The sequence below is a fragment of the Streptacidiphilus sp. EB103A genome (assembly GCF_041261405.1).
Classification (GTDB): domain Bacteria; phylum Actinomycetota; class Actinomycetes; order Streptomycetales; family Streptomycetaceae; genus Streptacidiphilus.
This window is the reverse complement of sequence record NZ_JBGCAQ010000027.1, coordinates 104,236-117,088: the sequence shown is the minus strand read 5'-3', so window position 1 is coordinate 117,088 and position 12,853 is coordinate 104,236. Positions and strand designations below refer to the sequence as shown.

Here is a 12,853-nt window from a genome sequence, read left to right as displayed (position 1 = left end):
CTTCAAGCACTCTATGCGGAGCATGTGCATGCGCTGAAAGCGGGTACGAAGTCGTTAGGACATCTTGACTTGGCGCTCGATGCGGAACACCGTGTGCCCGAACGCGACCCGGTCCCCGGCGCGCACCACCACCTGGCCGATGATGCGGCAGCCGTTCACCAGGGTGCCGTTGGTCGAGGCCAGGTCGCGCAGCATCCAGTCCTCGCCGACCCGGCGCAGCTCGGCGTGGGTGCGTGAGACCGATTCATGGGTGAGCCTGAGCTCCGACCCCGGCAGCCGGCCGATCCGCAGGACCGGGGTCTCCGGGCCCGGCAGTACCAGGGGCTGCAGCCGGGGCGTCTGCCAGGCGCCGTGCAGCCGTAGCCCGAACCGGGACACGGCCGCGACGGCGCGCAGCGACAGCTGGGTCAGCCGCCCCTGGTCGGGCAGGTCCGCGGTGAGTTCGTCCAGCTCGGCGTGGCGCTGGGCGGTGAGCGCCAGCTCGATCCTGCGGATGAAGGTGTCGGGCGACAGCCGGCCCTGCACCGAGTGCTCACGGAGCAGTCGGATCGCCCGGTCGCGCTCGGCGTCCGAGATCCGTGCCACCTGGGTCGGGGACTCGGGGGTCGTCATGGTTGCGATTGTCCGGCCTGGCCCCGGGTCCGTCCATACCGGTTCACGCGGGGGCCGGGCTGCCGGGGCTCACACGGCGCTGCCGGCCTTCCAGGTGGCCCAGTCCATGTTCCAGCCGTTCAGCCCGTTCGCCGGATCGACGGTCTTGTCACCGGAGTTGACGACCTCGACGACGTCGCCGGTGATGGAGCTGTTGTAGAACTTCGCCGCGGGGGTACTGGAGTCGCTCGCCCCCTTGGTGTCGTGCATGGCCACGCAGCCGTGGCTGGTGTTCTGGCTGCCGAAGACCGAGGTGCCGGCCCAGTAGTTGCCGTGGATGAAGGTGCCCGAGGTGGTCAGCCGCTGGGCGTGCGGGACGTCCGAGATGTCGTACTCGCCGACGAGGCCGACCGTGGTGGAGTTCATCCGGGTCTGCAGGAACTTCTCCGATATGACCATCTTTCCGGCCCAGGTGGTGTGTGCCGAACTTCCGCCGGTGATGGGGTACGTCTGGGTGACCTTGCCGTCCCGGGTGACCGTCAGCGTCTTCGCGCTGAGGTCGGCGACGCTGGTCTGGCTGCGGCCGACGGTGAAGCTGACGGACTTGGCCTGGGTGCCGTAGACGCCGCTGGAGCCCTCGACGTCCTTGAGGGCCAGGGTGAGGGTGACCTTGGTGCCGGCGGCCCAGTAGTTCTCCGGCCGGAAGTCCAGCCTGGTGCTGCTGAACCAGTGGCCGACGATCTCCACCGCGGGCGACGCGGTGACGGTGATCGCCTTCTGGACGGCGGCCCGGTCGGTGACGGCCTTGTTGAAGTTGATCGAGACCGGCATGCCCACCCCCACAGTGGTGCCGTTGTCGGGGGTGAAGTAGCCGATGAAGGTCTTCGCGGGGGCGCCGGTGCTGAACGAGACGTTCTTGGTGGCCTGCACCTGGTCGGAGTCGGTGCCGACGGCCGCGAGGGTGTAGCCGGTGCCCGAGCTGAGCTTGCCGGTGCTGGTCCAGCTGAGCTTGTCGGCGGCCAGTTGGCCGGCCACCTGCTTGCCGTCCGAACCGGTGAGGGTGACCGAGCTGAGCGTGCCGTTGCTGACCGCGACCTTCACCGGCTGGGTGAAGACCGCGGACTTGGAGCCGTTAGCGGGAGTGGTGGTGATGGCGGCCTTGGACACCGCAGCGGCCGTGCTGCCGCTGTCACTGCCACTGCCCTTGCCCGAGCTCCCCGAGGAGCTGCACCCGGCGACCAGGGCCACCGGCGTCGCCACCAGCCCCGCCACGACCGTCCGCCTGGCCCAGGGGCCGCCCTTGCCCTTGCCTGACGTCGTCGTGTCGTCCACTGCTGCTCCTTCGTGTCGGCGGTGCACCGGTCGGCCCTGTCCCAGGAGAGTTCACCCAAGCTGTCTGATAGTCATATGAACATAGACCGAAACAACAGTTACATCCCAATCGTGAGCAAATCAGACAGAGAAGACACAGCGGCGAAGAAGACACAGCAAAGGGCGGCCCCGGCGCTCCGGGACCGCCCCTGGGTCGTCACTCCGCGTCGTACAGGTCCCAGTCCTCGTTCTCGGGGTCGTAGTCGACCGGCTGGGACTCCCAGGTGGCCTCGGCCAGCTCCACCCCGGGCACGCCCTCCAGCATCGCCACCGGGTCGACGAAGTGCGCGATCGCCCCGGCCGGGTCGATCTCGATGGCCGCGACCGCCTCGGCGCGCTCCTCGTCCTCCAGGAACTCGTCGGCCCGCACCTGCTCCAACGCGGCGACCTGGAGCGCCTTCTCGTCCGCGATCTCCACGATCAGTTCGATCTGCAGTCGGACATAACGCCGATCGGTGTTCTCAAACCCGCTGGTGTCACTAGTCATGAACCGAGGCTATCCAACACGGCCCTGACTCATTAGCATCGTGCGGACCACGACACTCCGCTGGGAGCGACATTGACCACCCGCCGCCCGCTCACGATCACGGCCGTCGCCGCCGGACTCGGCACCGCCGCCGCGCTGGCCCTCGGCCCGATGGCCTCGGCCGCCACCACCGAGGCGAGCCGGCAGGACCTGCAGAAGGCCGCCACGCAGAGCAGCGTCAGTGGCAGCACCAGGCAGCTGGCCGACACCGGGGTCGACACCACGCCGTACGCGCTGGGCGGAGCGGGCTTCCTGGTCGCCGGGGTCGGAATGATCTTCGTGAGCCGCCGCTTCGCGGGCTGAGCCCGCGCGGAGCGCCGCGGCAGCTCAGGCCGTGAACGGCGGCGCCGGACGGGTGCCGCCGAAACGGACGCCGCCGAACGGGTGTTCCGGGCCCGGACGCACCAGTAGGGCCGGTCCGTGAGGACCGGCCCTACTGTCTCCGCTGAGTTCCCCCACCCGGGAACGCGGAGCCTGGTGCCGCGGGGAGCGCCGCACCCTGTTGATCGGTCGGGACCGACAGGGGCGGGACGACGGCGTTCCCCGCGGGCGGGGACGCGGCCGGCCGGGTCAGGGCCGTCCGACGCGTCCTGAGGTGACCGCGGGTCCGGGAGCCGCTCCGGACTTTCACTGTCACCACGTTCGGCTTCTTGCCGTGGTGACAACATTGCCCGGGCGTTGTTAAGCGCGTGCTGCCGGTACGTGTCGTAGGTGTACCAGTTGAAGGCGATTCAGTGAACGCCACCGCTGTGGGCGCTCAGGAATGCCAGCAGATCCTGCCGGGTGACGATGCCCTGGGGCTTCCCGTCCACCAGCACCACCGCGGCGTCGGCCTTCTCCAGCACGCCCATCAGCCGGGTCACCGATTCACCGGAGCCCACGACCGGGAGCGGGGGCGACATATGAGGGCCGATCAGGTCCCCGAGCTCGAACCGCTTGGCAAAAAGGCCGTCAAGGAGGTCGCGCTCGACCACCGAGCCGATGACCTCACCGGCCATCACATCCGGGTGCCCGGCCCCCGGAGAGACCACCGGCATCTGCGACACGCCGTACTCACGCAGAATGTGCACGGCCTCACCCACTGACTCGTTCGGGTGAATGTGCACGAACTGGGGAATCCCCTCGTGCTCCAGGCCGTCCTTCCTGGCGAGGACGTCACCGGCCACCGCCTCCGGGCCGCCCTCGTCCAGGAAGCCGTAGTCCTGCATCCAGTCGTCATTGAAGATCTTGGAGAGGTAGCCGCGGCCGGAGTCCGGCAGCAGCACCACCACCACGTCGTCCGGGCCCAGCCGCTCGGCCACCCGCAGCGCCGCCACGACCGCCATCCCGCAGGAGCCGCCGACCAGCAGGCCCTCCTCCTTGGCCAGCCGGCGGGTCATCTGGAAGGAGTCCTTGTCGGAGACCGCGACGATCTCGTCCGCCACCGAGCGGTCGTAGGCGGTCGGCCAGAAGTCCTCACCCACGCCCTCCACCAGGTAGGGGCGCCCGGTGCCGCCGGAGTAGACCGAGCCCTCCGGGTCCGCGCCGATCACCTGCACCACGCCGTCCGAGACGTCCTTGAGGTAGCGGCCGGTGCCGGAGATCGTCCCGCCGGTGCCCACGCCCGCCACGAAGTGGGTGATCCGGCCGCCGGTCTGCTCCCACAGCTCGGGGCCGGTGGAGTGGTAGTGGCTGGCCGGGTTCTCCGGGTTGGAGTACTGGTCGGGCTTCCAGGCGCCGGGGGTCTCCCGGACCAGCCGGTCGCTGACGTTGTAGTAGGAGTCCGGGTGCTCCGGCGCGACGGCGGTCGGGCAGACCACCACGTCGGCGCCGTAGGCCCGGAGCACATTGATCTTGTCGGTGGAGACCTTGTCCGGGCAGACGAAGATGCAGCGGTAGCCCTTCTGCTGCGCCACGATGGCCAGCCCGACCCCGGTGTTCCCCGAGGTCGGCTCGACGATGGTGCCGCCGGGCTTGAGCGCGCCCGACTTCTCCGCCGCCTCGATCATCCGCATCGCGATGCGGTCCTTGACCGACCCGCCCGGGTTGAAGTACTCGACCTTGGCGAGCACGGTCGCGCTGATGCCTTCAGCGACCTTGTTCAGCCGGACCAGGGGGGTGTTGCCGACCAGATCGATGATCGACTCGTGGTACCGCACGGGTTCTCCTCCGCGGTTTTTTGTATCGGACGCACGGTTTGTCGCCCTGTTGGGATCAGACTAGTGGGGCACACTGCCAGGGTAAGGACAGGTGGAGAGAGCTTGGGGGTCGCTCATGTCGAGAGCGAGGGTGGCACGGCGGATCGCCGCCGCTGCGGCCTACGGAGGCGGCGGGATCGGACTGGTCGGGGTCGGCTTCGCCGGGGTCCTGCTGACCGAGGCGAAGCTCGCCGAGCACACGCTCAACACCCTGCAGGGCGAGCCCCCGCAGGCCGACGGCGTCTACGGACGCGCCTTCGCCACCGACGCCGACGCCGAACCGCTGGTCCTCGCGGTGCTCGGCGACTCCACCGCGGCCGGCTTCGGGGTGAACCGCGGCCGGGACACCCCGGGCGCGCTGCTCGCCGGGGGCATCGCCTCCATCGCCGAACGGCCGGTGCGGCTGTCCGTCGCCGCCGCCAACGGCGCCACCTCGGAAGACCTGGAACGCCAGGTCGACCTCGCGCTGCAGGCCGGTCCGGACGTGGCGCTGATCATGATCGGCGCCAATGACGTCACCCAGCGGGTCAAGCTGACCGCCTCGGTGCGGATGCTCGGCTCCGCCATCCGCCGACTGAGCGCGGCCGGGGCCCAGGTCGTCGTCGGCACCTGCCCCGACCTCGGCACCATCGAGCCGGTGCGGCCGCCGCTGCGCTGGCTGGCCCGGCGCGCCAGCCGCCAGCTCGCCGCCGCCCAGACCATCGCCGTGGTCGAGGCCGGCGCCCGCAGCGTGTCGCTCGGCGATCTGCTCGGCCCCGAGTTCAGCGGACGTCCGGAGATGTTCGCCGCGGACCGCTACCACCCCTCGGCGCAGGGCTACGCCACCGCGGCGATGGCCATGCTCCCCTCCCTCTGCGCCTCGCTGGACCTGTGGCCGGGCGGCGCCGCCGAGGAGCGCCCGGACGCCTTCCGCGGCGAGGGCGTGCTGCCGGTGGCGCAGGCCGCCGCCGAGGCGGCCGGACGCGGCGGCACCGAGGTGGCCGGCGCGGCGGTGCTGGGCGCCGAGTCCGGGCCGAGGGGCCGCTGGGCGCTGCTCAAGCACCGCCGCAGGCGGCATCTGCCGGAGCAGAGCTCGGCCGAGCCGGCAGAGCCGACGGACCCCGCGGGGGCTGCGGGGCCCGCTTCGGCCGATGACGCAAGGTCAGGTAATTCACACGCCGTCGGCGCTGACGCGGGATCTACCTGAGGGTAACTTGTCCTCCGAGCGCCCTCCCCACCCTTGGAGACCCCCATGCCCGAAGCCGTCATCGTCAGCACCGCCCGCTCGCCGATCGGCCGGGCGTTCAAGGGCTCGCTGAAGGACGTCCGCCCGGACGACCTGACCGCGACGATCATCCAGGCCGCGCTGGCCAAGGTCCCCGAGCTGGACCCGCGCGACATCGACGACCTGATGCTGGGCTGCGGCCTGCCCGGCGGCGAGCAGGGCTACAACCTGGGCCGGGTGGTCGCCGTGCAGATGGGCATGGACCACCTTCCCGGCTGCACCGTCACCCGCTACTGCTCCTCCTCGCTGCAGACCAGCCGGATGGCGCTGCACGCGATCAAGGCCGGCGAGGGCGACGTCTTCATCTCGGCCGGCGTCGAGATGGTGTCCCGCAGCATCAAGGGCTCCTCGGACGGCCTGCCGGACACCAAGAACCCGCTGTTCGCCGACGCCGAGGCGCGCACCGTCGCCACCGCCGCCCTCACCGGCGCCCCGGTGTGGGAGGACCCCCGGCAGAGCGGCCTGGTGCCCGACGTCTACATCGCCATGGGCCAGACCGCGGAGAACCTCGCCAAGCTCAAGGGCATCAGCCGCCGGGAGCAGGACGAGTTCGGCGTCCGCTCGCAGAACCTGGCCGAGAAGGCCATCGCGGACGGCTTCTGGGAGCGTGAGATCACCCCGGTGACCATCCCGGACGGCACCGTGGTCAGCAAGGACGACGGCCCGCGGGCGGGGGTCACCCTGGAGGCGGTCTCCGGGCTCAAGCCGGTGTTCCGCCCGGACGGCTCCGTCAACGCCGGCAACTGCTGCCCGCTGAACGACGGCGCCGCCGCGCTGGTGATCATGTCCGACACCAAGGCCCGCGAGCTCGGGCTGACCCCGCTGGCCCGGATCGTCTCCACCGGCGTCTCCGGCCTCTCCCCCGAGATCATGGGCTACGGCCCGGTCGAGGCCTCCAAGCAGGCCCTGAAGCGGGCCGGGATGGCCATCGGCGACATCGACCTGGTCGAGATCAACGAGGCCTTCGCCGCCCAGGTCATCCCGTCCTACCAGGACCTGGGCGTCGACCTGGACCGCCTCAACGTCAACGGCGGCGCCATCGCCGTCGGCCACCCCTTCGGCATGACCGGCGCGCGCATCACCGGCACGCTGATCAATTCGCTCCGGTGGCACGACAAGCAGTTCGGCCTGGAGACGATGTGCGTGGGCGGCGGACAGGGCATGGCCATGGTGATCGAACGGCTCTCATAAGATTCTCAGAATGACCCGTTTGGCCCCACATCAGATGGGTAAGGTCCAGGTCACGCTACGGCGCGGCCTGGACCCTTTTCTTCGTCGAAAACCGGCGAATTGTCGACGCAACGTATTCGCCCGATTGCGCAGCGTGTAATTTTCCGGCCGGATCAATTCGGTTGATGTCGGACGTCACAAATGAAAAGGACATTACGCACTGCCGCAATCCGCCGCGGTGGGGCACTGTGGGGTTGACCGCCAGTTCAACCCTCCGCAAGGGGTGCCTTCTGTGAACGTCCTCGTCTTTGTCCTCACCGCCCTGCTGGTCTTCACCGCAGCCACCGCGACAGCCTGTCTGATCGCCCTGCGCACGCTCACCCGGCGCTTCGACTCGGCCGTACGCGAATCCGTCGCCGTCGCGCTCGCCGACGACCGGGAGCGGGAGATGGCGGAGGCGCGCTCGTTCTGGGCCGAACAGGAGGCGCGGATGGCCGAGGACTCGCTCGGCGACGGCGGCCCGCTCTTCGACAGCGAGAGCGTGGTCCTGCTGCCCGCACCGCGCGGCTATGTGGACGAGCAGGGCGAGATGGACCCGGAGTTCTCCGACGCGCTGCGCTCCGCACTGGAGGAGATGATCTCCGAGACCAGCAGCGGCTCGGCCGGCCACCCGGTGGCACCGGCCGGGGACCTCCCCGAGCGGACCGACCTTCCCGAGCGCACCGAGCGCACAGAGCGCCCGGCGCACCCTTCGCGCCCCGGCTTCGTGCCGCGGCCGACGCCCACCCCCGAGTGGACCGACCTGCGGCTTGACGAGCTGGTCGCGGTCGGCATCACCCTGCGCGACGTTCGTCCCGGCCCGATGGGCACGCTGGACGTCTACGTCTTCGAGGACGAGACCACGCTGTGCATCGCCCCCGGCGACCCCGCCGCCGGCGCGAAGCTCCGTAAGGCCGTCGACGCCGGCGCCCAGGTCCGGCTGCTGGGCAACTCCCGCCTCCCCGGCGGGCACGCGCTGACCTTCGCGCTGGAGGGCGAGGACAGCGAGAACGACGGCGAGACCGTCTACATCCTCGCCGACCGGGTCGTCGCCAGCCTGTAGGCGTCCTCCACCTCGGCCAGCGCCCGCGCCAGCACCGCCTCCGCCTCCTCGCGGTCGGCGTCGCGCAGGGCCTCGGCCAGGTCATGGGCGGCCAGGGCGATCTGGTCGCCGACCGCGAAGATGCCCGCGTCCGGGAGTTCGGAGCGGGCCGGACCGCCGGCCACCGCCTGCTCCCGCCGGGCCAGCCGACGGGCCAGACTCAGTCCCTCCGGAGCCAGTCGGGTGAGGCTGCGCTGCGGCATCGAGCGGAAACGGTCAGCCAGCCGGTCAGCCGCGAAGAGGAGTGGGGTCGGATCGGACATGGCGTCAGCGTATCCTCCGGCGAGTGTTGCCAAGGTGTCTGCCCTCGGGCAGAGTCGAAAGAGTCGGCCACACCCACACAGGGTCGACCCAGCACCGGCCCACCTCTGGAGGCGCCCAGTGTCCCTCATGTACTCCACGGAAACCCACCAGAACCTGCTCTCCCGCATTCCCGCCGTCACCGGCCGCCCGCTCGGCGACTGGCTCAAGGCGGTCGACGAGGGTCCCAGCCTGCTCCGCTGCGAGGAGAAGATCGCCTGGCTCCGCCGCGAGTACGGCATCTCCTACGGCTACGCCAAGGCCCTCGTGCACGAGTACGGTCTGCGCCGCGCCGCCGCGCGCATGTCAATGTAGCGAGGGGACGGGTGCCCGGAGCCGGATTTGAACCGGCACGGCCTGGCGGCCAGCGAGGTTTAAGCTCGCCGTGTCTGCGTTCCACCATCCGGGCCCTTCCGCACTCTGAGCCTAACCGCAGCGGACCCCTCAGATGTGCACACCTGTGGGGAAGTTGTCTTATTTCACCGTTACTTGACGCATCGTCGGTGCAGCGCGACCGCTCTCGGCCCGCGGTTGACCCCCTCGGGGGTGCCGTCATACCTGGGGAGGAGAGCGGGCTGCATCCCCTACGTCGACAGGCAGTACCCGCAACCGTCCGGTCGGGCGACTACGCGGCGTGACCAGGCCGGGAGGATGGGTTCACACCCCATCCTCTCTGACTGGAGTAGTCCTGTGACGACAACCCTGCTCACTGCCGCGGCCCGCGCCGTCGGCCTCAGCAAGGTCTACGGCGAGGGGGACACCCGCGTCACCGCTCTGGACCAGGTCTCCGTCGAGTTCGGACGGGGTCAGTTCACCGCCATCATGGGTCCCTCGGGCTCAGGCAAGTCCACGCTGATGCACTGCATGGCCGGCCTGGACTCGGTCAGCTCCGGCTCCGCCACCATCGGCGACACCGAGCTCGGCGGGCTGAAGGACAAGCAGCTCACCAGGCTCCGCCGGGACCAGATCGGCTTCGTCTTCCAGGCTTTCAACCTGCTGCCGACGCTCACCGCGCTGGAGAACATCACCCTGCCGATGGACATAGCCGGGCGCAAGCCCGACCCGGTCTGGCTGGACCAGGTGGTGGCCGCCGTCGGCCTGGCCGACCGGCTCGGGCACCGCCCCTCCCAGCTGTCCGGCGGCCAGCAGCAGCGGGTGGCCTGCGCCCGCGCCCTGGCCTCCAGGCCCGAGATCATCTTCGCCGACGAGCCCACCGGCAACCTGGACTCCCGCTCCGGCGCGGAGATCCTCGGCTTCCTCCGCAACTCGGTGCGCGAGCTCGGCCAGACCGTGGTGATGGTCACCCACGACCCGGTCGCCGCCTCCTACGCGGACCGGGTGGTCTTCCTCGCCGACGGCAGGATCGTCGACGAGATGAACAACCCCACCGCCGACAGCGTCCTGGACCGCATGCGTCGTTTTGACGCCAAGGGCCGCGGGGCTGGCGCCGACTGGGGGGTGGAGCAAGGAGCGGGTCGAGGGCCGAGTCTGGGCGGTGCGGAGGAAGGAGCCACTGCGGAGCATTGGCGACTGACGACAAGCCGTCCAGGCGAGAGCCATCGGCCCGCGACGCCGCCGCCCAGTCGGCGCCAGCCCCGAAGCTGAGAGGGGGTCAGCCGTCATGTACCGCACCGCACTGCGCAATGTGCTGGCCCACAAGGGCCGGCTGCTGATGACCATGCTGGCCGTGCTGCTGGGCACCGCCTTCGTGGCCGGAACCATGGTCTTCTCCGACTCGGTCGGGCAGGCCTTCAAGGACAGCCAGTCCTCCAGCTACGACAACATCTCGGTCCAGGTCCACAACGACGCGGCCGGCACCGACATCAAGGCCTCGGCCAACAACAGCTCGGCGCTGCCGCTCACCGAGGACACCGTACGGAAGATCGCCGAACTGCCGGGGACGCAGTCGGCCCGCGGCACGGTGACCGGCTTCGCCGGTCTGTCCGACCCGCAGGGCAACCTGATCGGCCAGCGCGGCGACACCCAGGGCTCCAACTGGGTCGCCGGCGCCGACGGCAAGGACAGCACCTACCCGATGGCCGCGGGCGCCGGGCCGGTGAACTCCCGTCAGATCGCCGTCGACCAGCGGACCGCGGCGAAGAACGGCTTCAAGGTCGGCGACACGGTCCGGCTCGCCGTCAACGGCCCGGTCATGCAGATGACCGTCACCGGGATCTTCACCACGGTCGACCCGCAGGTGAAGGCAGGCGGCTCGCTGGTGCTGTTCGACACCGCCACGGCGCAGCAGCTCTACCTCAAGGCAGGCCAGTTCACCAGCATCCAGGCCGTCGCCAGGCCCGGCACCAGCGAGGCCCAACTGCTCGCCGAGGTCAGGCCGGTGCTGCCGCACAGCGACAGCATCAGCGCCAAGACCGGGGCGCAGCTCAGCGCCGACTCCTCCGCGGCGGTGCAGGCGGCCACCTCGGGGATGCGCACCGCGCTGCTGGCCTTCGCCGGGATCGCACTGTTCGTCGGGATCTTCCTGATCTCCAACACCTTCACCATGCTGATCGCCCAGCGCACCCGCGAGCTGGCGCTGATGCGCGCCATCGGGGCGAGCCGCCGTCAGATCACCAACTCGGTGCTGCTGGAGGCCCTGTTCGTGGGCGTCTTCGCCTCGCTGGGCGGGCTGCTGGCCGGGATCGGGATCGGCGCCGCGCTCAAGGCGTTCCTCGGGTCCGGCGGAAACCTGCCCTCCGGCGGCCTGGTGGTCTCCCCGACCACGGTCGTGGCCACGGTGCTGACCGGGGTGGTGGTCACCGTGGTGGCCGCGCTGCTGCCCAGTATCCGCGCCTCCCGGGTCGCCCCGGTCGCTGCGATGCGCAGCAACGACCAGCCGCCCACCCAGAAGTCCCTGGTGGTCCGCAACTCCATCGGCGCCGCCTTCTTCGGCACCGGTCTGGCCGCCGTGCTCTACGGCGCGCACCTGGGGGGCTCCTCCGGGCGGCTTCCGGTGGGCGCGGGCGCCGGACTGATCCTGATCGGCGCGTTCGTGCTGACCCCGCTGCTGTCCCGTCCGCTGATCGCCCTGGTCGGGCCGGTGTTCGCGCGGCTCTACGGGGTCTCCGGAAAGCTGGCCAAGCAGAACGCGCTGCGCAACCCGCGGCGGACCGCGGCCACGGCGTCCGCGCTCACCATCGGGCTGACCCTGATCAGCGCGCTGACGGTGATCGGCGCGTCGGTCACCGAGGCGGTCACCAAGCAGGTGACCTCCGGGATGAAGGCCGACTACGCGATCAGCGTGATGCTCGGCGAGCCCGTCTCGCCCAGCCTGCTGCCCGCCATCAAGGGCACTGCGGGCGTCAGCGCCACCAGCGTCATCGACTCCCAGTACGTCACGGCCGACGGCCGTGACCTGTCGGTGAGCGGCTTCGACACCGCCGACTTCGGCCGGCTGGTCGCCCCGGCCATGCTGGACGGATCGGCCGACTCGATCCGCCAGGGCGCGCTGCTGGTGTCCAGGTCCACTGCGGCCGCGCACCACTGGAGCGTGGGCGGCAGCGCCCGCTTCAGCTACCCCGACGGCAGCACCGGCACGGTCCGGATCGGCGGGATCTACCAGAACAACGACCTGTTGGGCCCGGTGATGATGAGTGAGGCGGTGCTCGCCCCGCACACCACCGCGCCCTACTACAGCGATGTGCTGGTGGCGGGCGCCGGCGGGGCCACCTCGACGCTGGAGCAGGCGCTGAAGGACTCCACCGGGCGCAATCCGCTGGTACGGGTGCAGTCGCAGTCGCAGATGGTGAAGGAGTTCAGCTCGCAGATCAGCCTGCTGCTGAATGTGATGTACGGGCTGCTGGGCATGGCCGTGCTGATCGCGGTCCTGGGAGTGGTCAACACCCTGGCGATGTCGGTCTTCGAGCGCAGGCGCGAGATCGGGATGCTGCGGGCGATCGGCCTGGACCGGCGCGGGATCAAGCGGATGGTCCGGCTGGAGTCAGTGGTGATCGCGGCCTTCGGCGCGGTGCTGGGGGTGGCCATCGGCGGCTTCCTCGCCTGGGCGGCGGTGCAGCTGCTGAAGTCCTCCCTGGCCGGACTCACCACGACGTTCCCGGTGGGACAGCTCACCGCCTACGTCCTGGCGGCGGCCCTGGTGGGGCTGGCAGCCGCACTGTGGCCGGCCCGCAGAGCGGCACGGATGGACATCCTGGCCTCCATCAAGACCGACTGACAGCCCTCGCAAACGCCAGTGCCCCGATCCCTCCAGGACGGAGGGCTCGGGGCACTTTACTTGCGGCAGCGGTGCCGGTCATTCTGCGATCCCCCGGGGCGCGACTCCCCGTACCCCTGCGAAAACCGTGACGGTGACC

The 12,853-nt window shown here is 70.4% G+C and carries 11 protein-coding genes, 1 tRNA gene and 1 pseudogene; 7 read left to right on the top strand and 6 right to left on the bottom strand.

Features of this window, described 5'->3' with window-relative positions; all coding sequences use genetic code 11:
• Positions 1 to 54: 54 nt before the first annotated feature.
• The 3 genes from ABH941_RS35650 to ABH941_RS35640 form a co-directional block, all read right to left on the bottom strand.
• Complete coding sequence (locus ABH941_RS35650) at positions 55 to 612, bottom strand: FHA domain-containing protein (RefSeq protein WP_370134319.1); 558 nt, start codon at positions 610 to 612, stop codon at positions 55 to 57.
• Between the two features lie 69 nt (positions 613 to 681).
• Positions 682 to 1,923, bottom strand: coding sequence for an Ig-like domain-containing protein (locus tag ABH941_RS35645; protein WP_370134316.1), 1,242 nt, complete (start codon positions 1,921 to 1,923; stop codon positions 682 to 684).
• A gap of 196 nt (positions 1,924 to 2,119) precedes the next feature.
• Positions 2,120 to 2,449, bottom strand: coding sequence for a hypothetical protein (locus tag ABH941_RS35640; protein WP_134001438.1), 330 nt, complete (start codon positions 2,447 to 2,449; stop codon positions 2,120 to 2,122).
• A 72-nt stretch (positions 2,450 to 2,521) separates the two neighbouring features.
• On the opposite strand from ABH941_RS35640, the gene ABH941_RS35635 reads away from it, so the two are divergent.
• On the top strand, positions 2,522 to 2,791 hold the full coding sequence (locus ABH941_RS35635; protein WP_370134313.1) for an LPXTG cell wall anchor domain-containing protein: 270 nt from the start codon (positions 2,522 to 2,524) through the stop codon (positions 2,789 to 2,791).
• 428 nt (positions 2,792 to 3,219) lie between these two features.
• Here ABH941_RS35635 and ABH941_RS35630 read toward each other — a convergent pair whose 3' ends face one another.
• Positions 3,220 to 4,626: a cystathionine beta-synthase gene (locus ABH941_RS35630; RefSeq protein ID WP_370134311.1), complete on the bottom strand. Its 1,407-nt coding sequence runs from the start codon at positions 4,624 to 4,626 to the stop codon at positions 3,220 to 3,222.
• 115 nt (positions 4,627 to 4,741) lie between these two features.
• On the opposite strand from ABH941_RS35630, the gene ABH941_RS35625 reads away from it, so the two are divergent.
• The 3 genes from ABH941_RS35625 (at position 4,742) to ABH941_RS35615 (ending at position 8,201) form a co-directional block, all read left to right on the top strand.
• Positions 4,742 to 5,851, top strand: coding sequence for an SGNH/GDSL hydrolase family protein (locus tag ABH941_RS35625; RefSeq protein ID WP_370134309.1), 1,110 nt, complete (start codon positions 4,742 to 4,744; stop codon positions 5,849 to 5,851).
• Positions 5,852 to 5,896: 45 nt separating this feature from the next.
• Positions 5,897 to 7,120 (top strand): acetyl-CoA C-acetyltransferase, encoded by a 1,224-nt coding sequence (locus tag ABH941_RS35620; protein ID WP_370134306.1) that lies wholly within the window; start codon positions 5,897 to 5,899, stop codon positions 7,118 to 7,120.
• Positions 7,121 to 7,391: 271 nt separating this feature from the next.
• On the top strand, positions 7,392 to 8,201 hold the full coding sequence (locus ABH941_RS35615; protein ID WP_370134303.1) for a hypothetical protein: 810 nt from the start codon (positions 7,392 to 7,394) through the stop codon (positions 8,199 to 8,201).
• Here ABH941_RS35615 and ABH941_RS35610 read toward each other — a convergent pair.
• The gene (locus ABH941_RS35610; RefSeq protein ID WP_370134301.1) at positions 8,165 to 8,503 is read right to left on the bottom strand and encodes a hypothetical protein; all 339 of its coding nucleotides are present in this window, start codon (positions 8,501 to 8,503) and stop codon (positions 8,165 to 8,167) included. The two genes, ABH941_RS35615 and ABH941_RS35610, sit on opposite strands and share 37 nt — an antisense overlap.
• Positions 8,504 to 8,630: 127 nt before the next feature.
• Between ABH941_RS35610 and ABH941_RS35605 the strand changes: the two genes are divergently transcribed.
• Entirely contained in the window at positions 8,631 to 8,855 is a 225-nt protein-coding gene (locus tag ABH941_RS35605) for a DUF4287 domain-containing protein (protein ID WP_370134298.1), read from the top strand.
• Between the two features lie 12 nt (positions 8,856 to 8,867).
• On the opposite strand, the gene ABH941_RS35600 is transcribed toward ABH941_RS35605, so the two are convergent.
• Positions 8,868 to 8,949: transfer RNA gene (locus tag ABH941_RS35600), tRNA-Leu, on the bottom strand.
• Positions 8,950 to 9,191: 242 nt separating this feature from the next.
• Between ABH941_RS35600 and ABH941_RS35595 the strand changes: the two are divergent.
• Together ABH941_RS35595 and ABH941_RS35590 are read left to right on the top strand one after the other, a co-directional pair.
• Positions 9,192 to 9,977: pseudogene (locus tag ABH941_RS35595) on the top strand (ABC transporter ATP-binding protein); the annotation flags it as partial.
• Between the two features lie 184 nt (positions 9,978 to 10,161).
• Positions 10,162 to 12,714 (top strand): ABC transporter permease, encoded by a 2,553-nt coding sequence (locus tag ABH941_RS35590; protein WP_370134295.1) that lies wholly within the window; start codon positions 10,162 to 10,164, stop codon positions 12,712 to 12,714.
• Positions 12,715 to 12,853: the final 139 nt, after the last annotated feature.